Source organism: Crinalium epipsammum PCC 9333 (assembly GCF_000317495.1).
GTDB classification, from domain to species: Bacteria; Cyanobacteriota; Cyanobacteriia; order Cyanobacteriales; family PCC-9333; genus Crinalium; species Crinalium epipsammum.
Window position 1 is genome coordinate 3,715,344 of the sequence record NC_019753.1, and the last position, 24,953, is coordinate 3,740,296.

Sequence of the window (24,953 nt, forward strand, 5' to 3'; positions counted from 1 at the left end):
TTATTCCTATTTCATTACACCCTAAGTATTGTGCTAATTTATAGTAGCAGCCTAGAAACTGCTCTACATATTAGCTTGCTTACGTTATGATCTGTTGCTTAGTAACTGTGCTGCACTTACCAATACTAAAATTTTTCTAGGAGAGTTTTTGGATCTGATTGATCAGGAAATATGAACTTAGCAATGCCAATCGAGTAGATCAAATTTTACCAAATTATGGTTAAGTGTAATAGGTGTGAATTTATACCGTCAAAACATATTGTAGTATTTCCCCCCCCCTGACATCAACTGACAGCAAATCACCCTGATGTTTATTCTGAATGCGGAATGGTACAGATGTAAACGGAGATTGTAAGAACGTTTGGCTGAAACATAATTCACTACATTTACGTCCCAGTGCTTAACTTTACGGCTGGGAAAGCCAAAATGCCAAATTACAAAAACATCAAGTATTTAGCTTCCTGACCCCTATCATGCACAATTACCTACGTCATACTATTTTTACCCCTAGTATGAAAAACTTTAAAAATGTCGTAAACAATTGCATGGGCTATGTTCTGATTATCACCAATCGCTAAGAAGATTACTGTTAATTGCACTATTTCAGGAGAAAGGATTGTGAGACATTACTGGCTGTTACCCAGTTTTTTGAGCATTTTTCTATTTTCATTACCTGCTGAAGCTGGTAGAATTGTCAGATGGGATTTTAATACCAATCAAAATCGGCTGTCGTTTACAACAGATTCAGGAGTTCAACCTCGTGCCATCCTGATTTCTAACCCTACCCGTCTGATCATTGATCTACCAAATACATCTCTAGGACGTGCAACTGTCAAGCAACCCCTCAGTGGCACAATGAACTTTTTGAGAGTTGGTCAACTTGATGATCGTACTACTCGTTTAGTAATTGAATTAAAACCTGGTTATACTCTCGACCCTCAACAAGTAATTTTCCGTGGCGCTTCACCTATCAATTGGTCGGTACAACTTCCCAGACCACAGCGCATAGAAGAGTTACCTAATTTTATACCACCACCCCAATCTACTCCTCGTCTCAATCAATCTAATCAAACAATGCCCAAAACTTTAGCTCAATTGTTGGAGATGCCAATCCCAAAATTTAGCAACAAATCGTAAAAGCCTAGAGATTAATGCCTTGACTGCTGCCATTTGGAATAAATATCCCTGGAAATATAGTTTGTAGGAGATTCTGTTGCAGCCTTATTACTCCCAATATTTAGATAACTTCATCGAATGAGTAATCACTTGATAAGGCTGCTGCAAAAAAATTAAAAAACATTTCAGCAGGGAGTGGGGGAGGAGACCACCCTACAGGTGTAGGTTTATTTACATTTTCCCAGAAGCAGGGGAAGCAGAGGAGGCACAGGGAGTAAGAATTAATAAATTCCCTTGCCCCATTATCAATAAGTCGTTTTTATTGAAGAGACTTCTGCTGAATTATTAAAAACTTACACTTGTGAGGAGAACACCACCTCCACAATGGATGGGGTTTTGATCCTAGAAAAGCACCGAGTTGGAGAGATTTTACCCAATAGGGACAATGAATCTTGCAAAAATCTCCTGTGCGCCCTACCTAAGAGTCCATGCCTCTAATTCATCTTTGATTTATATCATCTCTAAATAGAAGTGCATTTGCTGCTGATAATCGCGCCTCGATTTTGGTGCTGAAATTATGTATTTATGTTGACAGTTTGGAATAATGTCTGAAATAGTTTCATCACCCAACATCGTTGCCATCACCACTTTGTCAAAACTATTTTGCTGCACCGCGTCTCAGGAGCAAGGATTGTGAGATTTTACTGGTTACTACCCAGTTTTTTGAGTATTTTTCTGTTTTCACTACCAGCTTCAGCCGCTAAATTGCTATCTTGGCGCTTTGACGCTAATCAGAATCGGCTGGATTTTCAAACAGATTTTGGAGTACAGCCTAGAGCGCAATTGCTGACTAACCCTACTCGTTTGATTATCGACTTGCCAAGTACAACTCTGGCACGCCCAACGGTGACTCAGCCTCTTGCTGGTGCAATTCGTTCTTTGAGAGTCGGGCAATTTGATAACCAGACAACTCGCTTAGTCTTGGAACTTAACCCTGGATACACAATAGATCCCCAAGAAGTTCTATTTAGGGGAACAACTACTGCACAGTGGTCGATAAAACTTCCTAAGCCTGAGCGGATAGGAGATTTACCGGATCTGACACCTGTTACTAACTTGCCAGTCAGTGTAGACAACAATCAAGCACGCCCGGTGTCTCCTCCAACTATATCTCAACAGTTAGGGACTCAAATTCAAAATCTCCAAATCACACGAGATGGTTTTTTTATCCGTACCAATGGCGGAAATCCCACATTGAGAGTAGGTCGCAGTGAAGATCGCCGCACGATTAATATTGACTTAGACGGTACGACTCTTGCCCCAAACTTGGCGAGAGATTTTCCGATTAATCGCTATGGTGTAAGCCGTATCCAATTTTCTCAACCATCACCTAGGGTTGCTCGTGTCACGTTGAATGTCAGTGAAAATAGCCCTGATTGGCAAGCAAGTCTAAGTAGATTAGATGGCATCGTGGTACTACCACAAGGGATTTCTGCGGCGCAAATACAAAATTCGGGCTCTACACTCTCTAGTTCCAATCAGTTAGCCACTATTGGGTCAGTTGAACTTGATTTTAATAGTCCACAGCTATTAATTAGGTCTGATTTACCAGTTAAACCGATTATCACTTGGGACGGTTCAGCCCGTCTCTACCGAATTACGGTTCCTAATGCTCAGTTGTCTACTTCATACCGAGAGCCACAGCTAACGCCTAACAGCCCTCTGTTGAGAGTGCGGCTACTACCTGTAGGTTCTCGTGCTGTAGAGATTCAAGTTATCCCATCGGCTGGTGTAGAAATAGGAGGACTCAATCAGATTAGTAACCAGTTAGTAGCAATACAACTAAAACAAAATCGACCAGGTAGTAGCCCAATCACTACGATTCCCATACCACCACCCGATCAACCTAATCCGTCTGTAGGCTTACCTAGCATTCCTAATAGCAGGATAGTTGTTGTTGTTGACCCTGGACATGGTGGTAAAGATCCAGGCGCTATTGGTTATGGTGGGTTGCGTGAGGTAGATGTAATTTTACCAATTGCTAGACAGGTAACTGCTTTATTGGAACAACGGGGAATTAAAGTAGTGATGAGCAGAAATGCTGACTACTTTGTAGATTTGGCTCCGCGAGTAGATTTGGCGGCGCGAGTGGGGGCTGATTTATTTGTCAGTATCCATGCAAATTCTATTCGTAATCGTTCAGATGTCAATGGTTTGGAAACCTATTATTACGGTGGTGGTCAACGTCTAGCTCAGACAATCCACAATAGTGTTCTACAAAGCGTAAATATTAACAATCGAGGTGTCCGTAGTGCCAGATTTTATGTCTTGAGGAGGTCGTCTATGCCTGCAACTTTGGTGGAAGTTGGATATCTGACGAGTCCACAGGAAGCTCAAAAATTGGCAGATCCTAATTATCAAAGACAAATGGCTGAAGCGATCGCTCGTGGTGTTTTACAGTATATACAACAAAATTTTTAGCTGAAACAGAGCGCCGTTGTTTCAGTTGCAACGCTCAACTAATAGATGACAAAATAAATGACAAAGCACAACAGCCAAAAAAGAATTGGTATTTTTGATAGCGGGGTTGGAGGTCTCACTGTTCTCAAGGAACTTTACAACCAGTTACCTAATGAATCCATTCTTTACTTTGGGGATACAGCCCGCCTCCCCTACGGAACCCGCAAACCAGCAGAAATTTTACAGTTTGTACGCGAAATTATTAGCTGGATGGTGGAACAAGATGCCAAAATGGTAATTATGGCTTGTAATACCAGTTCTGCTCTGGCGTTAGAAGCTGTGCAATCAGAATTTGATTTACCAATTTTAGGACTGATTTTGCCTGGGGCGCGTGCTGCTGTACAGCAGGGGCGGCGAATTGGTGTGATTTCTACTCCTGCTACTGCCTTAAGCAATGCCTACCGCAACGCAGTATTAGAAATTGATGCCACCGCCGAAGTTTGGCAAGTTGGCTGTCCTGAGTTTGTGCCACTCATTGAGCAAAATCGTATTCATGATCCTTATACAACTGAAGTAGCCAGAGAGTATTTAGCGCCTTTGCTGGAACAAGAAATAGATACGCTGATTTACGGCTGTACTCACTACCCTCACTTAGCACCTGTTATTCGTAATATTCTGCCAAGCACAGTTAAGTTAGTTAATCCAGCCGTTTCTGTTGCTGCTGCCACTGCCCAGGAACTAGAGCTATTAGGACTGCAAAATACTTCTGGTGTACCAACTCAATTTTGTGTTAGTGGTTGTCCTGAACAGTTTGCTAAATTATCTGTTCAGTGGCTGGGATATACGCCAGAAGTTGAAAAAGTTTACTTACCCGCTTTACCACAACCGTCTTTGCCGTTGGAATCCTTGGATTAATAGATACGCAAAAATACACTTTTTGGGTGGTGCGAAGATAAAGTTAATGTGCGTAAGTCTAAAAAACTTACGCACAATTAGTACTCAGCAATGGTTGTTACTAACCTTGAGCTACTTCTTCTCTAATTTCCGTGCTAAGACAGCCTCTAGAGTCTAGCTTTTCGCTCAAACTTCCTTCAGCTAAATTAGCGTATACATTAGGCTGTAATCCAGAAGATAATTTGTAGCTTGTAGGTCGAATCCTGCTGATTGTTACATTAGGTAAATTAAAGTTTTCTTCAACAAGTTTTCCCTTTAATGAGGGTAATCTAGAATAAGGTAAGCTATGGTTTTGACCACTAGGATCTTGCCCACGCTTTACAGTTCGCTGTGCCAAAATCAACAGGAAATAAATGGTTAATAAATACCCCGTAGCTAACAGGGGTATGATCACAGGCATATCAGCGTAAGCCATAGGATAAACGCAAGCTGTAAACAGAAATTAAATTTAAATACCGAGTAATAGCGCTTCTAATCTGACCAAATCAGAATGCCATAATAGTAGCCGCTTAGGAAACAATGTCCTGCTCCTTTACGGTTGTTTATTGCCTTTAATAACGACAGACGTTTACCAGGCAATATGAGTTTCACCTAGCATCTTTACTAGGATGAAAGTTCTTTATGTTACTTGAGCAATCAGGAATGATTTACCCACCCCTAACTAGATGAGACGGCATTATGATACAGGCAGATTACGCCTCTCACAAAAACCACCTGAATTAGCTACTGGTATCTAACCTTTACCCTGCATCTTTTACTCAAGCAGTGTATGAATTTTTTCAAACCCTTATTATTAGACTAACATAAGATTCACGGCTATTTGGGTTATTTTTTTAATATACTTAACAAGTCGTTACAATTGATTAAGCAGCCATCTACACTGGACTTGAGGAACAAAATTTTCTTATAGGGATGGCTTGGCTTAAAATATATGTAAACTTTCGTAACTCTCTCATCTGAGCTAGCCGATCCATGACCTCAGTGACCTCCCTTTTTGCTCCTGTTGAAGCTGATTTGCTAGTTTTGACGGAAAATTTAAAAAATCTTGTGGGGGCAAGGCATCCCATACTGTATGCGGCGGCTGAACATTTGTTTGGGGCGCAGGGCAAGCGAGTCCGACCTGCGATCGTGCTTTTGATTGCGCGGGCAACTATGCTAGATCAGGAGATTACTCCGCGCCATCGCCGACTAGCAGAAATTACGGAGATGATTCATACCGCTAGTTTGGTACATGATGATGTGGTAGATGAATCAGAAGTGCGTCGAGGTATCCCTACTGTTCATAGTCGGTTTGGCAACCGGATAGCTGTTTTGGCAGGAGATTTCTTGTTTGCTCAATCTTCTTGGTATTTGGCGAATTTGGATAATCTAGAGGTTGTCAAGCTGCTGTCGGAAGTAATTATGGATTTGGCAGAAGGAGAAATTCAGCAAGGGTTGAATGGATTTGACACCAGTTTGTCTATAGAAGCTTATTTAGAGAAGAGTTATTACAAAACTGCTTCATTAATTGCCAATAGTTCTAAGGCTGCTGGGGTACTGAGTGAGGTATCGCCCCAAATGGCTGAGAATTTGTATGGCTATGGGCGACACATTGGGTTAGCTTTCCAGATTGTCGATGATATTTTGGATTTTACTGGCTCTACTGAAACTTTGGGCAAACCAGCAGCATCTGATTTGCAAAGCGGTAACTTGACAGCACCGACTTTATATGCTATGGAGGAAAAGCCTTATTTAGTGGGTTTGATTGAGAGTGAGTTTGTTGAAGAAGAGGATTTGGAACAAGCGATCGCACTGATTAAGGAAAGTCAGGGGATAGAGCGATCGCGTGAGTTAGCTAAACATCATGCTCAATTAGCTGTGGAACATTTGGGAGATTTATCACATTGTCCGTCGCGCCAAGCTTTGATTGATTTAGCGGATTATGTTTTGCGCCGTATTTATTAAAGAACCCCACCCCCTAACCCCCTCCCCGCCCGCAGGGAGGGGGGATTTGAGGTTTGATGATTTTATTAAGGTGGACTTGTGCGTGGGTTCTGAAATACTTTAAGTTGTGTACTCGGCGTTGATTTTTACATAGTCATAACTTAAGTCACATCCCCAAGCTTTAGCAGACGCGGAACCGTTACCGATGCTGACGGAGATGGAAACAGTATCATCTTTTAAGTATTCACCTGCTGCTTTGGCTTTGAGATAGGCGCTGGCGGCGGGACGATCAAAGGGTAGGGGTTGACCATTTTCCATTAATAAGAAATCTCCTAGTTGAATGCGGAGATTTTCTTGATCGAAGGGTATTCCAGCACGTCCTGCTGCTGCTGCAATTCGTCCCCAGTTGGGATCGCGTCCAAAAATTGCGGATTTAACTAGGGATGAACCGACTATGGTTTTTGCTATTTGACGGGCTGCTTTTTCGTCTGATGCGCCTGTAACTTCTACTTCGATTAGACAGGTAGCGCCTTCACCGTCACGGGCGATCGCTTTGGCTAAATGTTGGCATACTGCTGTTAGCATTGCTTCCAGCTTTTCTGCTTCTGCGCCCATTTCGGTTATTGCTGGGGTGCGTGACTCACCGTTAGCTAAAGCTATTAAGGAATCATTGGTGCTGGTATCGCCATCTACGGTGATTTGGTTAAAACTGCGGTCTGCTGCCCTGCTTAACATTTGCTGCCATAGGGAGGTAGAAACAGCCGCATCGCAGGTAACAAAGGCTAACATGGTTGCCATATTAGGATGAATCATGCCTGAGCCTTTAGAGATGCCCCCGATGCGTACAGGGCGATCGTGAATGGTAGTTTCTAAGGCTATGGATTTAGTAACTAAATCAGTGGTAATGATCGCTTGGGCTGCGGCATCGCCTCCTGTGGGAGAAAGGGCATTAACAAGTTGAGGAATGCCAGCAATGAGTGCCTCCATGCGAATTCTTTGACCAATTACACCAGTTGAGGCTAGTAATACTGATTCAGAAGGAATGTTGAGTGTTTGCGCTACCAACATGGCAGATTCTATGGCATCTATCCAACCTTGTGAACCTGTGGCGGCGTTGGCTTGTCCGGCGTTGCAGAGGATGGCACGGGCGCTATGCTTGGATTGGAGGCGCTGACGGCAATAGTCTACACAGGCGGCGCGGACATGACTGGTGGTGAAGACTCCTGCTGCGATCGCTTCTACATCTGAGAAAATTAAAGCTAAATCTGGAAGCCCTGAAGGTTTAAGTCCGGCGGTAATTCCAGCCGCTTTATATCCTTTGGGTGCTGTCACTCCGCCTGGTATTTCTTGCCAATCAGACATTGTTACTCCTGTCGTCCGCTTGTTTGAGTTGTGATTATATCAAGTTAATTCTTAATTGTTAATAAATAAGTTATATTTATTTTTATTGGTTTTGAGCTATGTAAGAGATTTATCGTGCTGATATGATGTTTTTTTTTAACGCATTAGCCGAAGGCTTCCCGTAGGGTAGGGCGCAAAGGGGAGATTTTTTGAGATATAAGTTTTAATTACTTATTTATAAGTTTAAATATATTGCTGAAAGAGTGGGTTTAATTGGCTAAACAACGGCTGGATATATTGTTAGTAGAACTGAATTTATGTGCTTCAAGGCAGCAAGCGCAGCGATTAATTCAAGCTGGAGAAGTTAGGGTAAATGAGCAAATTATTGATAAGTCTGGAACTGATGTTGATGTATCTTCAAATATTCAGATTAAGGAGCGATCGCGTTTTGTTTCTAGAGGTGGTGAGAAGTTAGCTAAGGCTTTGGAATTATTTGCTATTTCTGTAGAAGGACGCATTTGTTTAGATGGTGGAATTTCTACTGGCGGTTTTACTGACTGTTTATTACAAGCTGGCGCAACTAAAGTTTATGGTGTTGATGTTGGTTATGGGCAAGTTGATTGGCGTTTGCGGAATGATCCGCGAGTAGTGTTAAGAGAAAGAACTAATTTTCGTTATCTAAAATTATCTGATTTATATGGTGATGGTGATATTATCCCAGATTTGGGAGTGGTAGATGTATCATTTATTTCTTTAACAAAGGTTTTACCTGCTTTGTGGGAATTACTGCAAGCGCCTCGTGAGGCAGTTTTGTTGGTTAAGCCACAATTTGAGGTGGGAAAAGCACGGGTGGGGAAGAAAGGTGTGGTGAGAGATCCTAAAGATCATGCAGATGCGATCGCACAAGTTTTACAAACGGCGCAACAATTAGGATGGCAATATCGCGGTTTAAGTTGGTCGCCAATTACTGGCCCTGCTGGTAATATTGAATATTTATTATGGGTGGGAATGGATGGTGAAATACTTCATTCTGATTTAGAGATGATTAAACAAGTTACTAATCAGGCTTGTCAGGAATTAAGTAAGTGATAAGATTTTTTTAACCGCAGATAAACGCAGATAAACGCAGATGTTTTTCAATAAAAGCTGAATGCTGACGGCTATAAGTTGATTTTTTGTTGCAATTCTTGTCGTAAGCGATAAAGGATAGTATTTGATTCTACTTGACTGAGGATTTCTGTAATTACGGTATTTGCTCCTAATTGTCCCCAAGTAGCGCCTTGTTCTAGATAAGCTTTTGCTGCTTTTCCAACTACATAAGCACCATAACCAGCAATACCACCTTGTGCGATCGCAGTACTTCCATAAGTAAAAATATTACTAGGATTCTCACCTGTTGTAAGTGCAGATGCGCTTTTACCTATTCCTAAAAACAAGCTACTACCTAATTCACCTAGTAGTAACCCTCCCCCACTGAATAAAATTGTTTTCAACAATTTTCCTGCTTCATATCCAGTGATTGGCAGATTATATAATTTAGCTAGAGAGCGAATTAATGCTAAATCGGTAATAGTTCCCCCTAAAACATCTAAAACTGCAATGGGATTTAAGGCAACTGCCAAAGCTTTATATTGGGCATAGCGCCAGATTAAATCGTCTGCTTCAGCCGAAAGTACATCTACTGTTTTACTGGCAATATTAGCTTCAGCTTCTCTAGCTTGTACTAAAGCATTTAGTGCTAAGAGCGATCGCCCTTCTTTATTAAGTAAATTTAAAATTTTTTTCCTTAAATCATCTATCTGAGGTTCAGGTTTTTCCCATTCATAACTGACCCGCCCATCTTGCCATTCTACCCGCACTTCTATCGGTGCAGGTTCAGCCGCTACCATCACAATTTCATCTTTAGATAATAGTTGTTCAAGACGTTTTCCAGTAGTAGTATTAACCCCAAGATTTTGTAGTTGTTGGTAAATTGTTTGTCGATCTTGCTCTGGATAAAGATCTATCTTATTAAAGACTAAAATAAGGGGTTTTTGTGATTGGCGTAATTCACACAACGCCTGATACTCTGTGCGCGTGATATCACCAGAAATGACAAATAAAATTAGGTCGGCTTGGCGTGCTACTTGCTTCGCCATCTCACCCCGCGCTTGCCCATTAATTTCATCTAATCCAGGTGTATCAATAAATTCCACCTGTACCTTACTGACTGCCTCGTTAGTAACAGGTGGTGTCCAGCGTACAGATTTAGGCCATTGAGTAACGCCATTTAAAGGGCCAGTTTGGAGGATTTTTTGTCCAATTAAAGCGTTAAGTACTGCTGACTTGCCACGACTTACTAAACCAAAGGCAGCAATGCAAATTACACCTTGATCTAGTTTTTCTAAAGTATTGCTCAAAACCTCTAACTCATTTCTTACTGCTGCTTGTACTTCTGAGTGGGAAAGTTGTTGATTGTTACCACGATGGGAATACCACGACATAGTTTGTCGTAGACTAGCACGAGCGCGATTTAAGTGAGATTCTTGTTGATTACTAGCCACTGTTTAATTTTAAGGACGTTGTTAGGACAATTCAGGGTGAATCGACTTATGAGCAAAAATAAATTATTACATCTGTGTAAATCTTGCTCACTCCTCTCTCCTCCCTATTTTCAATACAGTTTACTATTGACAACTAATAGTGGGAGGATTGTAATCGAGAGTAAAGCGAGCAATAGTTAACTGTTGTGGTTGCAGTTGGGGCGATCGCATGAGCAAAGAACACAACTTGTAAGCTAGTTGGAAGGGATTACGGAGATTTTTTATGCTGGAGTCCTTTGAGATAAATAATTTTAGGCTGTTTCAACACCTTGAAATTGGAAGGCTAGGTCGCGTCAACCTAGTTGTTGGCAAGAATAATGCTGGAAAGAGTACCTTTCTCGAAGCAGTGCAACTTTATGCCAGTAATGCCTCTCCAACAGTCCTACTTGACCTTCTAGAGTCTAGACAAGAAAATTGGTTTAGTGAGGCTCAACCACAATCCCAAAATTCTCTTGGTAATTCTGTGCGACATCTATTTTTTGGGCATAGATTGCCCAAAATAGAAGAAGATGGCATTTCTATTGGAGAAATCTCTTCAAATATGAAGTTCCATATTAGTGCTGCTGCATATCAGCGTAACAATAATGATGAAGGCAGGCTAAAGAAAATTTCTATTTCTGATTTACAGCTTGAGGAAGATATATCTAATATTGAATTTTTTCTTGTCGTAAAAGAAGGAGAAAGAACTAGAAGACTTTTTAGCTTGGAGAAGGATGAGAAAGACATTCGACGTAGGTCTAGACTTTTTTATGAACGCCAGGAACCTGAATTCAAATATATATGGCAGATTGTTTCTACAGAAAATATGCCCAATCGTAAATTAGCTGCCCTTTGGGATTTAACAAACTTAACCAACTTAGAATCAGAGGTTATTTCTGCACTTGGTTTGATTGATGATCGAGTTTCTGGAGTTGCTTTTGTAGAGGACATTAGTAGAGGTCGCGTAGGTGAAAATCGTATTTCTTTAGTAAAAATTAAAGGTATAGATGAACCATTACCTCTCAAAAGTATGGGAGATGGTATGACCCGTTTATTTCATATAGTTGTTGCTCTGGTAAATGCTAGAAATGGACTTCTATTAATTGATGAATTTGAAAACGGATTGCACTGGAGTGTACAGCCTAAAGTTTGGGATATTATTTTTCAGCTATCAGAAAAACTTAATGTCCAAGTTTTTGCAACAACTCACAGCCGCGATTGTATAAAAGGTTTCGACCAAATATGGAATAAATATCCTACGCTTGGTACTTTCTTTAGACTTGACGCAAAGGGCGATTTTATTAAAGCAATAGAATATACATCTGAGACACTCACTGATGCTATTGATATGGATGTTGAAGTGCGGTGAGCAGTATGAAAAAGGAAGATATTTGTAAGCAAGATACAGATAAAGTTTTACTTGTTGAAGGAGATAATGATTGTCATGTTGTTATGGCTTTATGTAATGCTCACAGTGTGCCTGAGACTTTCGGTATTTATCAATGTGGTTCAGATAATGGTGTTTTAAAGAGATTAAATGCACTGATTATACGTCCTAATCCTCCTCAAGTCATAGGTGTTATGCTTGATGCTGATAAGCCTTCTGTTGAAGGCAGATGGCAGAGTATAAAAGCTAAATTAAAGAATAATAACCACAACTATCTACTGCCGGAAATTCCTCATGTTGATGGGACAATAGTTGAGCGTATTGAATATAAACCTAAACTTGGGTTTTGGCTCATGCCTAATAATCAAGATTCTGGTATGTTAGAAGATTTCTGTGCAGAACTTGCAGAACCTGCATCTTTGGCATTTGCTAGAGAATGTGTTGAACAGGCAGACCAAAGGAAGGTAACAACATTCAAAGAAGTGCATCTTAGTAAAGCTGTTATTCATACTTATCTTGCTTGGCATGATGAACCTGGTTATCCTCTAGGAAAAGCAATTACAAGTCAAGCTCTTCGTCCTCATACAGATGTAGCAATAAGATTCACGAATTGGTTAACATATCTATTTAGCTAAATAAGTTTTTTTAGCGATCAAAATTTCCCCAAGTTTTGCATATTGACATTGGTACTGTAGATTTGCCCTCTTTTCCAGAACAAACCCACTGATTTCCCGCTTTGGGATACCAAGCTTGTCGCCACTGTTTTAACTGCCCAATTTCTTTGTTTTGAGCTTTGATAATTTCACCAGCTAATTTTTTAATTTCTGGGGGTTGAGATTTCTGTTGAGCTTCTTTTGCCATCTTTACCACACCTTGATGGTGTAGTGTCATAGCATCCATGAATCGCAGATCGTAGTTAGCATTTGCTAGTTAAAGCTTAAAGGTAATTGAATCGTAAAAGTGCTGCCTTTACCTAATTCACTTTGCACCTGTAAGCTGCCGTGATGTGCTTGCGCGATCGCATTAGCTATAGCTAATCCTAATCCAGATCCGCCTGTATGACGTGAGCGATCGCTCTGTACTCGATAAAAACGCTCAAAAATTCGTGTAATATCTTGAGGCGCAATGCCCACACCTGTATCAATAACATGAATCAAAGCATGATGATTACTACAATCCAAAATGACACAAATTTTGCCTGTTGCTGGTGTATATTGAATTGCATTAATAATTAAGTTAGAACAACAGCGATAAAGTTGTTCTTCATCTCCGACAACATACAATGGCTGATCGACTCGGAGATCAGAAGTTAGAGTTAGCTTCGCGGCGATCGCTAATGCTTCTAATTCCTCTACTAAATCGCTAACTAAATCATTTAAACAACAATTTTGGCGTTGTGCTGGTACAGCTTGCCGATCTAAACGAGCTAATAATAATAAATCGTTAACTAACTGAATTAATCGCCGATTTTGACGTTCTATTGTTTTTAAAATATCTTGTGCTTCTTTGGTAGATAATTCAGGCATTCTTAACACTGATTCTACAGTGGCTTGTGTCGCTGCTAAAGGGGTACGCAATTCATGCGCCACATCTGCGGTAAACTGTTTTATTTGTTGATATGATTTATAAATTGGTTGCATTGCTAATCCAGATAACCACCAGCTGCAAATAGCAATTAACCCCATTGAAATTGGCAATCCTACTAATAAAACCCATCTAACATCTGTGAGATAATTATCAAAATCGGCAAGATTTCGCCCTACCTGTAAGTATCCCCAATCTTGATTTTTTTGAGTATGTAATGACAGAGAAATTTGTTGATAGCGGTTGCCAAGATTATCTTTTTTAGTTTGCCAGAGTTGATTTTTAAATATGGGAGATAATCCTTGAGGATTTACTCCAGCTATAGCAATCAAACTTCCTGTATTATTAAATAAACGGATATAATAAATACCTTGATTGGTTGCGCCTAAAATATGACGTGGTGACGATGTTTGCGTGGGCAAACATTTTTGATTTGCTAAACAAATATCAGGTAAAAGCTGTTTAACAATAAGTTCGATTTTTCCTGGTTGCTTCAGTTTCAGTTCTAGGCTATCATGCAGTGTTCCGGCAACTGATTTGAGTTCTTGGTCTATCGCTACCCAATGGGCATGAGCGATCGCCTCATAAACACCAATACCACATAAGCTCAAAATCACCCCCATTACGCCTGCATACCACAAAGCCAAACGCGCACGAGTGATATAAAATAACTTATTCTGATTCATCTTAAGTTAGCAATTAGCCGTTTATTATTAGTCATTGTTAATTGTTAATTGTTCCCTGTTGGATTAAAGCGATACCCCACACCATGAACAGTTTCAATCAAACTATTACTACCAAAATCAGCTAATTTGCGTCGTAGCAAACGCATTTGTGCTGCTACCACATTACTAATTGGATCTGCACCAACTTCCCACAGTTGGTTACGAATTTGGTCAGAAGTAACAATTTGATGGGGATGCTTCATAAAATATTCTAAAAGTTGAAATTCCTTAGTTGTTAAAGGAATCACCTTAGCATTGCTTATCTGATTTTGATAACTAATAGTGCGAGAATTATAATCGAGAGTAAAGTGATCAATAGTTAACTGTTGTGGTTGCAGTTGGGGCGATCGCCTTTGCAAAGAACGTAACCGCGCCAGCAATTCCGCCATCTTAAATGGTTTTACTAAATAATCATCTGCACCAGCATCTAAACCCTCTACTTTATCTTCGATTTGGTCTTTAGCTGTGAGAATAAGTACGGGCAAAGGGTTATTCTGGGAACGTAGTCGCTTGCACAATTCTAACCCTGATAGTCCTGGCAATAACCAATCAAAAATAGCTAGATTGTACTGCGTCCAATGGCTTTCTAAATAATTCCAAGCTTCTGTACCATCAATAACCCAATCGACAATATATTTTTCTTGGTTCAAAGTTCGCTTAATTGCAGCGCCTAAATCTGGCTCATCTTCTACTAACAAAATTTTTGTCACTTGACAACCAAACTTTTAAAATTAACTGCTAAACAAATAAGTTCTGTAACTAAAGCAGCCACCATAGCAATAGCAGCAGCTATAGCCCCATTCATGCCCGACTGTACCGCCGAAAAAGCCCCAATCAACAGCACTACTGTTCCTACTGTAGTAGCTTGATTAACAACGCCAGTACGACCTTCACCCACCAAAAAGCCTTGAGTAGCATTCTGCAAAGCCACCAACAAAGGTATTGAGGAGCAAATCAGCAACACAGGGCGCACACGCTCCACAAGTTCTTGATCTTGACCCACAAAGCTTTGTACAAGCTGATTTCCCCACGTAGTAGTACCCGCCAATAGCAGTAGCAATGAGCAAAGCGCCCCTACACTTAGCGCAAATATTAGTAACAAACGGTCTTCTGCTTGACCACGATTTTTGATAATTACTTGTTGTACCATACGGGTAGCATTAGCAATTACTAACACTAAGCCCCAAGCAGCAGGCCAAGCAGCTAAGGCGATATCTGCATCAGTAGCGCGGGCGATAATTCCTATAAGTATGGCTCTACCTCCCCAAACAATTAACATAGAGGTGGCAAGAGGGAAATAAAATCGCCAGACGCTCTTGAGATCGGTAGGTAATTTAGTAGAATCAGTTAACTCTGGTGGACGATTTGCGCCTAAATTTTTCGCTGCAAAGGTGACAAGTATAGCTTCAACTAAAGCTCCTGAAATTAGGGCAATTCCTGCTAGTAATGCTCCAGAAATTTGACTGATAAAACCAATAAAAAGCACAACTGCCACAGTTACCAGACGACCAATGCCCGCTTTAGCGACAGCAGTTTGGTAGCCACTATAAATTAATAATCCTTGAAAATATCGCCGCCAACTGATAGCAAATGGCCACAAAATCATCAATATTAGTACATAGCGGACAGTTTCGCTTAACTCTGGCGGTACTCCTAAGAGACGGTTGCCTAATGCACTAAACACAATCGGCACTGTCAACAGTCCCAGGAGTAATGTTAAACCACCTCCTGCTAACAGTGCGAAACGCCATAATGCTTGGCGCGATCGCTGCGTCGCTGCTAAGGCATTGGAAGCGTGTAAAATCATAATGATCGGGCTTTCTAAAAATATGGCGATCGCTTTCGCCACACCCACTGCTGCCAAGTTGACACGCGCCAAAGGTAGATGCGCTAACGTGGTAGTAATTAAAGGATCGCCACAAGCCATCGTCACATCGCTGACGGACAAGGGAAGAAACTGCCGCCACAGAGACAACAAAGTTATTTTGCTGTCTTTTTTAGACTTATCTGCTTCTATTTTCATTACTCCTACGCTGGCATAAAAATCTGCTGGGGTACTGGAGCCAATGATTTAATAGTTTCTGTCAATTCTGGCTCCTGTAACAGATTAATACCTTGCTCGCGCAGCCAGGTACGGTTATAGACTGTTTCCAAATAGCGATCGCCCCGATCTGGATTCAGCAATACTATACGTTGACGGCTACTCATTTTAATGCCATAAGCTAGAGCAGCAGCCACAATTGCCCCTGTCGATCCTCCCAGTAATAAACCTTCTTTACGAGCCAAAACATGACAAACGGAAAAAGCCAGTCTGTCATTTACCGAATAAGCAGCATCTAACACTTTTGGGTCAAAATTTGGTGGTACAAAAGACAAACCTAAACCCGTCATTTTATAGGGATGGGGAGGAGTTCCAAACACCACTGAACCCGCTACATCCACACCGACAATCCGCGTTTTAGGATAATGCTGTTTAAAATAACGACTAATACCGCCTAACTGTCCGGCTGTACTAACACCAATAACAATCACATCCGGCGCACCACCAAAAGCCGCCTCAATCTCCGGTGCTGTAAAAGCTTCATGGGCATCAGTATTACGGGGATTCTGATGTTGGCAAGGATACCAAGCCCCAGAAATTTGACTTGCTACTTCTTTAGCCTTCTGCATCCGCGCTACCTGCATTGAGCCATTAGCATCAGCAGCACTGAGAGGAACATCTACAAGTTCTGCACCATAAGCTTCCAACATTCTCCGCATCGGTGGAGCAGTTTTCGCATCTACCACAATTACCACGCGATAGCCACGCGCCGCACCAATCATCGCTAATCCAATGCCAAAATTACCAGAACTTGATTCTACAATCGTGCCTCCAGGTGTTAATAACCCGCGTTTTTCTGCATCTTTAATCAGATAAACAGCATTTTTTTCCTTAATACTGCCACCAGGATTGCAAGATTCTAGTTTCAGATAAAAATCATGTTGTTGGCATAACTCGCTTAAGCGATTTAATTTCACAATTGGAACCATTCCAACAGCTTCACTCACATCATTTGATAAAGCCGACCTAAGCTGTTGATTGACTAAATCGAATTTTATTGAACTTTTTAATAATTCCATCTCAATACTCCAGTTTATTTGGGACGAGAGTGGTTAATTCCATCCGAAAAATGGGTGTTATATAGCAACGGACAGTCAGCGATGGTTAACATCTGCGAAAGGGTGCGTTTATCTGCTCACATCTGCGATATAAAAAGCCCGCAATCTTTGGTAAAAATGCGTAATTCCTAAGCTATTTTTTGTACCAAGCTGTTCGCCACTGCTTCATTTGGTCAATTTCTTTTTGCTGTGAAGCCACAATATTTTGAGATAATTTCTTAATTTCTGTTTGCTTAGACTTAGCCAACGCATCATTAGCCATTGTGATAGCCCCTTCATGGTGGGGAATCATGGCATTAATGAAGCGTAAATCAAACTCAGCATCAGCCGCCCCTAAATCTTGAGACATCATCATGCTCTGCTTTTGCTCATCTGACATTGGGACTGTAGATTTGCCCGCGCCTCCATAAGCAACTAACTGAGTTCCAGCTTTGGGATACCAAGCGAGTCGCCACTGCTTTAACTGCCCAATTTCTTTGTTTTGAGCATTGATAATTTCAGAGGCTAATTTTTTAATCTCTGGGCGTTGAGATTTTTGTTGAGCTTCTTTTGCCATTTCTACCGCACCTTGATGGTGTGGTGTCATGGCATCAATGAATCGCAGATCATAGTTAGCATCTGCTGAACCCAAGTCCATAGCCATATCATGGTTGCCACTACCATGCCCAGAATGACTACTGTGGTTAGCTTTTTTTTCAGTACTGGAATTGTTTGAGGTAGTGCTGGAAACTTGGTTTGGAGTTTGTGAAGAAGTAGAACAGCCTGTTATAACTGCACCTGTGACGGATGCGATCGCCACAAAGGTAATTAAAATGCTTGTTTTCATTGATCTGTGTTTTATAGAGTAACTAAGAGACAGCTATATTTTCCACAGTGCATGGAATTAGCCCTCATTAACCAGTGTGTTACTCACAGATGAAATTTAGATGAAATCGTTCTACTGCTTTAGGAGTAAAAAAGCTGATAGCTGATAGCTGATAGCTAACTGCTATATTATTGTTCAAGTTCAAACAAATAACGAGCCAACCCAGATTGACGAATAATTGACTGCAATGTACCAATTCGTAACTCAGGGTAATCTGGTATAGGTACTGTCAGCGTTGTATATGATAGCCTTCTTTGCATAATAATATGGCTACCTTTTCGCCGAACTTGAACAAAATCATGTTTGGCTAAAATTTGACAAGCTTCTGCTGCTGACAGTACCCTCAATTTACCCAATATTTACTTCCACACGAGTAATAAAAATTTCAGAGTGTAATCTATTCTGTATTTCTTTAGGATCGGCAGTTTCAAAAAATAGTTCTAATGCTTCAACTAAATTGTTGCGTGCTTCTTCAATATTACACCCTTGACTAGCAATATCAATTTCGGGACACAGGGATACATATCCACTGCCTTCGCGTTCAATAATTGCTGTAAATTGTTGCATTATTGGCATCCTTACCAGCATTTTTTATGACCGTAATTACAAAATATTTTCAATGTCATGGGCTAAAGTAAAACTTTAGCCAGTGGTAATTAATCTCAAAGGAGAATTTATAACAGTCGTCACATTGTTTAAAGGGATTTTCAATTGTCTAGGCGCTACTCTTGTCAACCATCTTTGTTGATGATTTTGAACGAAATCATAAAAATGATTTTCATCGCTAGTTAGGACACCTTCTTTACAGATAAATTCTCTGTAAGGAGGTTGAACAAGCTCTTCTACTGTTATGGAAAGTATCTTTTGAGCAAATAATTCTAAAAAACTGAGCATAGCGGTATTGCAGACAAATTTACACTTACCTTTTTCAATGCCGTATAGTTTTTTATTCGTCCAAAGTCAAAAATAGCTGCATCTAGTCTTGTAGTTTGATTTTATATTGAGCAAGTCGGATTTGATTGAGCTATAACAATTATCTGAGTACATCTAGTTGTTATAAGATTAAGCTTTACTTAAGAAGTAAGTTTAATCTTATAACAAACTTAACAGTCTTGCTAACAGTCAAATAATTTGCCATCTTTATCGAGATTACCAAAGATGATTTTTTATTACCTACAACTATTCTAGCATATTGCAAGGAGAGAGCGCAATTGTATAAAGTGTTATTATTCTTATTACTGATGTGTGATTTCTTGAAATTCTTTTAAACAGCTACGAAACAGGGGATGATTTGACGTATCATATATATAAGGATGAATCGTCGATAGTGGTTTTAATTCCATCATAGTAGCAGCTAGAAAGGCTCCGTCAAAATTTTCTAAATCAGCAGGTTTAATATCCCGTTCTTCTACTGGGATTTGGAGGTTTTTAGCAAGATCAATAATTGTTAAACGGGTAATTCCAGGGAAGATATGGGGAGTTAAGGCAGGGGTAACTAATTTATCTTTTTGGATTAAAAAAAGATTGGCTACTGCTGCTTCAGTAATTCGACCTTGTTGATCGAGTAAAATGCCATCATTAAATCCCGCTATTTGTGCAGCACGACGAGCTAGATAACTATTTACATAAGTTCCGCATATTTTCCATGCTAAGGGAATGGCGTTACCTGAAATACGTTGGTATGGGGAAATGTGGCAAGTTAAAGGTTTATTTACATCACGATCAATCGTCACTGCTAATATAGTCACATCAACAGGCATCAAATCATTAAAACTTAGTTGTGGTACTGAACGGTAAACAATTGGTCTGATGTAATAATTTGTTGCAGGTAATTGATCTAAAAGTGATGAAATGCCTATTTTTAAATCGGCATTTGACCAAGAAAATTCTAGCCCCATTTGTGTCGCACCATTGCGGAGACGATCTAAATGTGCATCTAAGCAATGAATGTAATAATGATTACCATTCCAATAAGCCATGATGCCATCAAAAACACCGATTCCTAAGTGGAGAGAATGGCTGGCAATGGAAGGCGCAGCTTGTTCTCGTTCAACCAGTCTGCCATTATGCCAAACAATCGAAGTTGCTTCAAGCATTTATTAGCACTTTTAGTGATGAGTGATATTAAATCCGGTGGCGTTGGAATTATATCTTTTTTTTAACGCAAAGGGCGCAAAGGGAAGCGCAAAGGATCGCAAAGTTAAAAATGTACAAGCTTATTTGCGCGTTAGTCGTTAGTTTATAACTTAGGGAAGGGCTGCTGTTTCAGCTACTATAATTTCAGGTTGGGTTGATTCTGGCATCAAACGTGCTACTCCTTGCTTGATAAATGCTTGCAAAAAAGCTACCCGTTGATTTTCTAGGAATACTTGTTTAAGGGTTTCACTCAATTGTTCAACATTAAACAATCCGCCTGTGGTTGTAGCAGTTTCTTGAACTTGGAAATATTCTATCAAACTTAATCCTGCTAATCGGGTAAGGTACGCGGCGCTTACTCCTTGCACTACGCCACCAGCCACAAATGTAATTGCATTGCTTTTCAGCATACCACCAACGGCAGAAGTGGAAAGCTCAACTAATCCCAGTTTAACCATTAAACTACCCATTGTGCTGGCTATAGTTTGAGCTTGTTGTAGTGAGAATTTTTGCTGATAAACAGCACCCAAATCTATAATTAATTGGGCATTAATAGCGGCAGTTGCTAATAAATCAAGTGCGGGAACTGGGTTAGCTAAAGCTGTAGCAGCGACTATCCACTGATATTGCTCAATTATAGGTAGAGCGCGATCGCGTCTCACCTGATTTAATACAGTTTTAACTTCTGTTTTCAAATTAATTGCTTGTCGGTAAGCACTAGCCAAAATTAGTTGTTGTGCTGAGTTAGATAATATTTGCTCTAGCTGTTGTGTCAAAGGTGCGATATTAGCTGCTGGTTTTTCCATCCACTCTTGTAATGTACCATCAGGCTGATGTTGACGCACTTTTACCAGTCCTGGTTCAGCCGCGATCGCAACTACATCATCTAAATTCAATATACCCTGCATCCGTTGTCGCAGTTGATTCAAAACTACTACTCTGTCATCAGGTAAATACTGGTCTTGTTTATTAAAAACCAGCATGATTTTTTGATGAGATTTAGCCATTTGTTGCAGAGTTTGGAACTCTGGATCAGTCAAATCAGCAGCAGTGAGGAATAATATTAAATCATTAGCGATCGCAACCTGATTCGTAATAACCTCAGAATCATTTGCTGTAAATAATGCTGCTGTCTCGCTAAAACTCGGTTGCTGGGAGTGGAAGCAACTATTTTCTAGAAGTTTTAGTAAAGTTGTTTTACCGACATTTTTACCACCTGTAACAGCTATACGATTTACTTTTCTGTCTAACTCGGCTGTTACTTGGACAACTTGTTGCCTTAATTGAAGATTAGCGGGATGATTTTCTGTCTCAGATTCTAGTATAGTAATCGCCGTTTCAACTTGAGCGATCGCTTTTTCTACCGTTTCCCGTTCAATTGTTGATGCTATCGGTGATATATCAACATCAGGGGAGGTGCGTTTTTGGAAAAACCAGAAACCACCACCAAGTGCGATCGCGCCTAATACTGTAAACTCTCCTAATTGAGCCATTGAGTGATGCAAACTTTGCAACAGCCACAGCGACAAAGATAACCCAACTCCACCTACTAAAATCGGACGGCGCAACTTCACTGCCATTTAATCCTCCGCAACCTTACTCCCACCAAGCTTCACTTTATGACAGCTTGACACATATCCCTATACTTATGCTACGCCTAGTAGTACCAATATTAAACATCTTCAGAAATTCAAGGCACGTTACCTAAAACCATTGTAGAGACAAGCGCATAGCAGGTCTCTACATCGGGCTATGCTAACGGAGTCCTACGCGGTTTTTCGGCGCATTCCTGTAAGTGCCACTATGGGCTAGCTTTACAATCCATTAGAAGGTAATTGGTTGTAGAAAGAGCAGTTAAGTAAAAAAGAAATAATTGTCAGCGATCGCAGTGTATTAATAAATACATTATTTGGGAATTTATATTCAGTTTCTTCTGTAACATTTAGCCCTGATGGGCAACTTTTGGCAACTTGTAGTTTAGATCACACCATCAAGCTATTGCAAGCTTAAGATAGGAACTAATTCGTACTCGGTGGGTGGCGATCGCTCCTGATGGCAGAACTATTGCTAGTGTAGTAGTGACAACACCATCAACCTCTGGCGCAGCGATACTGTTGAACCCTCAATGATTGGTAATTCTAAGTAAATTTTTACAAAAAATAGTTAAGATTTTATATGAATTCCTAGCTTTCATCTGTACCTAAAGTTGAATAGACTTATGAATACTTATTTTTTGTCATTTTTGATTTTATAAGCTATATTTTTAGCTTAATCAATTTGAAAATGTAAAATTCAAACATTAATTATTGATTCAGGGGCAATAATCAAAAAGCTATCACCATATCGAATCATTACTAAAATTAGCGTAATTAAACTATATGTCTATTGCTAATCAGTTAAATAAAACTGGTAATCAACAACAAACACGCCCTGTTTTGATGGTTGAAGACTCAAAAGGAAAACGTATAATTAATCTTGATAAAAATATTTATTCACTGGGGCGCAGTTCCTTAAATTCTATCGTTCTTAATTCTCGGCTTGTTTCTCGCCATCATGCAACACTACTGCGTGTTACTGACACAGAAAATGATACTTATTTATTCCAAATCATTGATGGCAATTTACAAGGAGATCATAGCACCAATGGTCTAATTATTAATGGCAAACAGTGTTGGTCAAAAGCTTTACAACATAAAGATTTGATTTTGTTTGGAGGCAATGCCCAAGCTAGTTATTTTGAAATCGAAGCTGATTTATCGGATGAAGATATTTTGGAGTATTGTGAAATCGAAAAAGCAATTAAGTATCAATCTTTCGCTAACGAGACATTTGAAACGTTAGTTACAGATGATGTTTCTGTTGATCCTTCTAGGGAAGCAGCCTTAATGAGACTAGCTTCTTTCCCTGAGCTTTTACCTACTCCGATTATCGAAATGGATTTAAAGGGCAAAATCACCTATTATAATCCTGCTACACTTTTGAAATTCCCCGATGTTCAGGAATTACAGCTTAATCATCCAATATTAATCGGACTCCTCTCAGTAGTTAAAAATGAAAACAATGATTTTTTTGTCCGAGAAGTGGAAGTTGAAAATGCGATATTTGAACAATCTGTCCATTATATTGCTGAAAGTAATTTAATCAGAATTTACTTAGGAGATATTACTAAACGTAAACAAGCAGAAAAAGAACGCGAACAACTACTTATTCGTGAGCAAGCAGCACGCAATGAGGCTGAAACAGCTAACCGCATGAAGGATGAGTTTCTAGCGACACTTTCTCACGAACTTCGTACTCCCTTAAATGCCATGATTGGGTGGACAAGTTTGTTGCGTAGCCGAAAATTAGATGAGCAAACTGTTAGTCGTGCTATTGAAACAATTGAGCGAAATACTAGATCTTTGGCACAACTGATCGAAGATGTTTTAGATGTTTCACGGATTATTAGGGGTAAGTTACGCTTAAATGTTCGTTCGGTAAAACTGATTCCGATAATTGAGGCGGCAATAGAAACTATACGCCCTGCGGCAGATGCTAAAAATATTCAAATTGAATGTTTTTTTGACGCGGCTGTACCATCAATATTGGGTGATGCCAACCGTTTACAACAAGTTGTGTGGAATTTGCTTTCTAATGCAGTTAAGTTTACACCTCAATCTAGTCGTGTTGAAGTTAGGCTGCTATTGACTACAGATACAGAATTGCCAAGTAATTATGCTCAGATTCGGATCAGCGATATGGGTATAGGAATCAAGCCTGATTTTTTACCTCATGTATTTGATCGTTTTAGTCAAGCAGATAGTTCTAGCACTAGGGCGCATGGTGGATTAGGACTTGGGTTGGCGATAGTGCGACATTTAGTAGAACTCCAAGGTGGAACCGTTAAAGCAGAAAGTGCAGGGGAGGGATTAGGAGCAACTTTCATGGTAAATTTGCCCTTAATAGCGGTAAATCCCGAATCAGCAGTAGCTAGTCTTGAAGCAGAAGGTACTACTACGCCTCACTCTGTAGTTCCAATTCAGCCTTCTGCGCGATCGCTTGCTGGTTTGCGTGTGCTAGTAGTAGATGATCAAGCTGATACACGCGAATTTATAATTACAATGCTGCACGAGTATGGCGCTGAGGCAACAGCAGTAGAAACGGTAAGTCAAGCACTCGAAACACTACAACATTGGAAGCCTAATGTTTTAATCAGCGATATCGGAATGCCTGGAGAGGATGGTTACGCACTGATTCGCAAAATTAGGGCAATGACTACAGAAGAAGGTGGGAACATTCCAGCGATCGCACTCACAGGTTATGCTAGTGCAAGCGATCGCACACAAGCTTTATTAGCAGGCTTTCAGATCCACGTTCCCAAGCCAATTGACGCAGTTGAGTTAGCTGTAGTTGTTGGGAAACTTACCGGAAGAATAATAAATTAACTATTTTTTACAAAACCCCATAATCCCCTGTTTATCTAGATAAATAGGTAAAAATTAAATATCAGCCAGAGATAATTTTTCTCTCTAATTCTCGGCATTTTGCACGATTACTGGATTTCTAACTAGCCTGAAAATAAATCACACTATCGTCTCTAGCTAAAGCATCTGCCTATCAATACCTGCTCATTAATCTAGAGCTTTACAGAGTTTTACTTAGTCTTACCTCTAAAAATCCATATCCGGTTTCAGGGTAAATATGACTAGAATAACTTCTCTCAGTGTATATTTTTATATTGTACCGAATTTAATATAAAAGGT

General features: G+C 40.1%; 22 protein-coding genes and 1 pseudogene. 9 read left to right on the forward strand and 14 right to left on the reverse strand.

What is annotated here, in order from left to right:
* Window positions 1–618: 618 nt before the first annotated feature.
* From CRI9333_RS16225 to murI, 3 genes are all read left to right on the forward strand, one after another.
* Window positions 619–1,137, forward strand: coding sequence for an AMIN domain-containing protein (locus tag CRI9333_RS16225; RefSeq protein WP_015204255.1), 519 nt, complete (start codon window positions 619–621; stop codon window positions 1,135–1,137).
* A 672-nt stretch (window positions 1,138–1,809) separates the two neighbouring features.
* Entirely contained in the window at window positions 1,810–3,597 is a 1,788-nt protein-coding gene (locus CRI9333_RS16230) for an N-acetylmuramoyl-L-alanine amidase (protein ID WP_015204256.1), read from the forward strand.
* Between the two features lie 57 nt (window positions 3,598–3,654).
* The gene (murI, locus tag CRI9333_RS16235; protein ID WP_015204257.1) at window positions 3,655–4,491 is read left to right on the forward strand and encodes a glutamate racemase; all 837 of its coding nucleotides are present in this window, start codon (window positions 3,655–3,657) and stop codon (window positions 4,489–4,491) included.
* A 100-nt stretch (window positions 4,492–4,591) separates the two neighbouring features.
* Here the strand turns inward: murI and CRI9333_RS16240 are convergent, their stop codons facing one another.
* Window positions 4,592–4,945 carry a hypothetical protein gene (locus tag CRI9333_RS16240; protein WP_015204258.1) on the reverse strand — a complete coding sequence of 118 codons (354 nt, stop codon included), beginning with the start codon at window positions 4,943–4,945 and terminating at the stop codon, window positions 4,592–4,594.
* A 557-nt stretch (window positions 4,946–5,502) separates the two neighbouring features.
* On the opposite strand from CRI9333_RS16240, the gene sds reads away from it, so the two are divergent.
* Entirely contained in the window at window positions 5,503–6,474 is a 972-nt protein-coding gene (gene sds / locus CRI9333_RS16245; RefSeq protein WP_015204259.1) for a solanesyl diphosphate synthase, read from the forward strand.
* 99 nt (window positions 6,475–6,573) lie between these two features.
* Here sds and argJ read toward each other — a convergent pair whose 3' ends face one another.
* Window positions 6,574–7,815, reverse strand: a complete 1,242-nt coding sequence (gene argJ / locus CRI9333_RS16250) for a bifunctional ornithine acetyltransferase/N-acetylglutamate synthase (protein WP_015204260.1) — start codon at window positions 7,813–7,815, stop codon at window positions 6,574–6,576.
* A 252-nt stretch (window positions 7,816–8,067) separates the two neighbouring features.
* On the opposite strand from argJ, the gene CRI9333_RS16255 reads away from it, so the two are divergent.
* Window positions 8,068–8,883 (forward strand): TlyA family RNA methyltransferase, encoded by an 816-nt coding sequence (locus CRI9333_RS16255; RefSeq protein WP_015204261.1) that lies wholly within the window; start codon window positions 8,068–8,070, stop codon window positions 8,881–8,883.
* 71 nt (window positions 8,884–8,954) lie between these two features.
* On the opposite strand, the gene CRI9333_RS16260 is transcribed toward CRI9333_RS16255, so the two are convergent.
* Window positions 8,955–10,337, reverse strand: a complete 1,383-nt coding sequence (locus CRI9333_RS16260; protein ID WP_015204262.1) for a GTP-binding protein — start codon at window positions 10,335–10,337, stop codon at window positions 8,955–8,957.
* A gap of 262 nt (window positions 10,338–10,599) precedes the next feature.
* Between CRI9333_RS16260 and CRI9333_RS16265 the strand changes: the two genes are divergently transcribed.
* Entirely contained in the window at window positions 10,600–11,724 is a 1,125-nt protein-coding gene (locus tag CRI9333_RS16265; protein ID WP_015204263.1) for an AAA family ATPase, read from the forward strand.
* Between the two features lie 5 nt (window positions 11,725–11,729).
* A complete protein-coding gene (locus CRI9333_RS16270; RefSeq protein WP_015204264.1) occupies window positions 11,730–12,377 on the forward strand; it encodes a DUF3226 domain-containing protein in 648 nt (215 codons plus the stop codon).
* Window positions 12,378–12,420: 43 nt separating this feature from the next.
* Here the strand turns inward: CRI9333_RS16270 and CRI9333_RS16275 are convergent.
* From CRI9333_RS16275 to CRI9333_RS16325, 11 genes and pseudogenes are all read right to left on the reverse strand, one after another.
* Window positions 12,421–12,669, reverse strand: a pseudogene (locus CRI9333_RS16275) (DUF305 domain-containing protein); the annotation flags it as partial.
* On the reverse strand, window positions 12,669–14,012 hold the full coding sequence (rppB, locus tag CRI9333_RS16280; RefSeq protein ID WP_015204266.1) for a two-component system sensor histidine kinase RppB: 1,344 nt from the start codon (window positions 14,010–14,012) through the stop codon (window positions 12,669–12,671). The gene rppB and the pseudogene CRI9333_RS16275, both read right to left, overlap by 1 nt.
* A gap of 44 nt (window positions 14,013–14,056) precedes the next feature.
* Window positions 14,057–14,761, reverse strand: coding sequence for a two-component system response regulator RppA (gene rppA / locus CRI9333_RS16285; protein ID WP_015204267.1), 705 nt, complete (start codon window positions 14,759–14,761; stop codon window positions 14,057–14,059).
* On the reverse strand, window positions 14,758–16,074 hold the full coding sequence (locus CRI9333_RS16290) for a hypothetical protein (RefSeq protein ID WP_015204268.1): 1,317 nt from the start codon (window positions 16,072–16,074) through the stop codon (window positions 14,758–14,760). The genes rppA and CRI9333_RS16290 overlap by 4 nt, the downstream gene beginning before the upstream one ends.
* Before the next feature lie 5 nt (window positions 16,075–16,079).
* A complete protein-coding gene (locus tag CRI9333_RS16295; RefSeq protein WP_015204269.1) occupies window positions 16,080–17,171 on the reverse strand; it encodes a cysteine synthase family protein in 1,092 nt (363 codons plus the stop codon).
* Window positions 17,172–17,343: 172 nt separating this feature from the next.
* Complete coding sequence (locus CRI9333_RS16300) at window positions 17,344–18,036, reverse strand: DUF305 domain-containing protein (protein ID WP_015204270.1); 693 nt, start codon at window positions 18,034–18,036, stop codon at window positions 17,344–17,346.
* A 167-nt stretch (window positions 18,037–18,203) separates the two neighbouring features.
* A complete protein-coding gene (locus CRI9333_RS16305; RefSeq protein WP_015204271.1) occupies window positions 18,204–18,431 on the reverse strand; it encodes a type II toxin-antitoxin system HicA family toxin in 228 nt (75 codons plus the stop codon).
* A complete protein-coding gene (locus CRI9333_RS16310) occupies window positions 18,424–18,651 on the reverse strand; it encodes a type II toxin-antitoxin system HicB family antitoxin (protein ID WP_041226088.1) in 228 nt (75 codons plus the stop codon). The genes CRI9333_RS16305 and CRI9333_RS16310 overlap by 8 nt, the downstream gene beginning before the upstream one ends.
* Before the next feature lie 66 nt (window positions 18,652–18,717).
* On the reverse strand, window positions 18,718–18,969 hold the full coding sequence (locus CRI9333_RS16315; protein ID WP_015204273.1) for a hypothetical protein: 252 nt from the start codon (window positions 18,967–18,969) through the stop codon (window positions 18,718–18,720).
* 341 nt (window positions 18,970–19,310) lie between these two features.
* Window positions 19,311–20,171, reverse strand: coding sequence for an aminotransferase class IV (locus tag CRI9333_RS16320; protein WP_015204274.1), 861 nt, complete (start codon window positions 20,169–20,171; stop codon window positions 19,311–19,313).
* A gap of 150 nt (window positions 20,172–20,321) precedes the next feature.
* Window positions 20,322–21,791, reverse strand: a complete 1,470-nt coding sequence (locus CRI9333_RS16325; protein WP_015204275.1) for a slr1306 family protein — start codon at window positions 21,789–21,791, stop codon at window positions 20,322–20,324.
* Window positions 21,792–22,107: 316 nt separating this feature from the next.
* On the opposite strand from CRI9333_RS16325, the gene CRI9333_RS28390 reads away from it, so the two are divergent.
* Together CRI9333_RS28390 and CRI9333_RS25060 are read left to right on the forward strand one after the other, a co-directional pair.
* Window positions 22,108–22,221 (forward strand): WD40 repeat domain-containing protein, encoded by a 114-nt coding sequence (locus tag CRI9333_RS28390; protein ID WP_071881155.1) that lies wholly within the window; start codon window positions 22,108–22,110, stop codon window positions 22,219–22,221.
* A 368-nt stretch (window positions 22,222–22,589) separates the two neighbouring features.
* The gene (locus tag CRI9333_RS25060; protein WP_015204276.1) at window positions 22,590–24,635 is read left to right on the forward strand and encodes an ATP-binding protein; all 2,046 of its coding nucleotides are present in this window, start codon (window positions 22,590–22,592) and stop codon (window positions 24,633–24,635) included.
* The last annotated feature ends 318 nt before the right edge of the window (window positions 24,636–24,953 follow it).

Coding starts and splice junctions, on each gene's coding strand:
- murI (WP_015204257.1), top strand. CDS start 3,655: ATGACAAAGCACAACAGCCAAAAAAGAATTGGTATTTTTGATAGCGGG.
- CRI9333_RS16240 (WP_015204258.1), bottom strand. CDS start 4,945: ATGGCTTACGCTGATATGCCTGTGATCATACCCCTGTTAGCTACGGGG.
- sds (WP_015204259.1), top strand. CDS start 5,503: ATGACCTCAGTGACCTCCCTTTTTGCTCCTGTTGAAGCTGATTTGCTA.
- argJ (WP_015204260.1), bottom strand. CDS start 7,815: ATGTCTGATTGGCAAGAAATACCAGGCGGAGTGACAGCACCCAAAGGA.
- CRI9333_RS16265 (WP_015204263.1), top strand. CDS start 10,600: ATGCTGGAGTCCTTTGAGATAAATAATTTTAGGCTGTTTCAACACCTT.
- CRI9333_RS16270 (WP_015204264.1), top strand. CDS start 11,730: ATGAAAAAGGAAGATATTTGTAAGCAAGATACAGATAAAGTTTTACTT.
- rppB (WP_015204266.1), bottom strand. CDS start 14,012: ATGAATCAGAATAAGTTATTTTATATCACTCGTGCGCGTTTGGCTTTG.
- CRI9333_RS16290 (WP_015204268.1), bottom strand. CDS start 16,074: ATGAAAATAGAAGCAGATAAGTCTAAAAAAGACAGCAAAATAACTTTG.
- CRI9333_RS16295 (WP_015204269.1), bottom strand. CDS start 17,171: ATGGAATTATTAAAAAGTTCAATAAAATTCGATTTAGTCAATCAACAG.
- CRI9333_RS16300 (WP_015204270.1), bottom strand. CDS start 18,036: ATGAAAACAAGCATTTTAATTACCTTTGTGGCGATCGCATCCGTCACA.
- CRI9333_RS16310 (WP_041226088.1), bottom strand. CDS start 18,651: ATGCCAATAATGCAACAATTTACAGCAATTATTGAACGCGAAGGCAGT.
- CRI9333_RS16315 (WP_015204273.1), bottom strand. CDS start 18,969: ATGCTCAGTTTTTTAGAATTATTTGCTCAAAAGATACTTTCCATAACA.
- CRI9333_RS16320 (WP_015204274.1), bottom strand. CDS start 20,171: ATGCTTGAAGCAACTTCGATTGTTTGGCATAATGGCAGACTGGTTGAA.
- CRI9333_RS16325 (WP_015204275.1), bottom strand. CDS start 21,791: ATGGCAGTGAAGTTGCGCCGTCCGATTTTAGTAGGTGGAGTTGGGTTA.
- CRI9333_RS25060 (WP_015204276.1), top strand. CDS start 22,590: ATGTCTATTGCTAATCAGTTAAATAAAACTGGTAATCAACAACAAACA.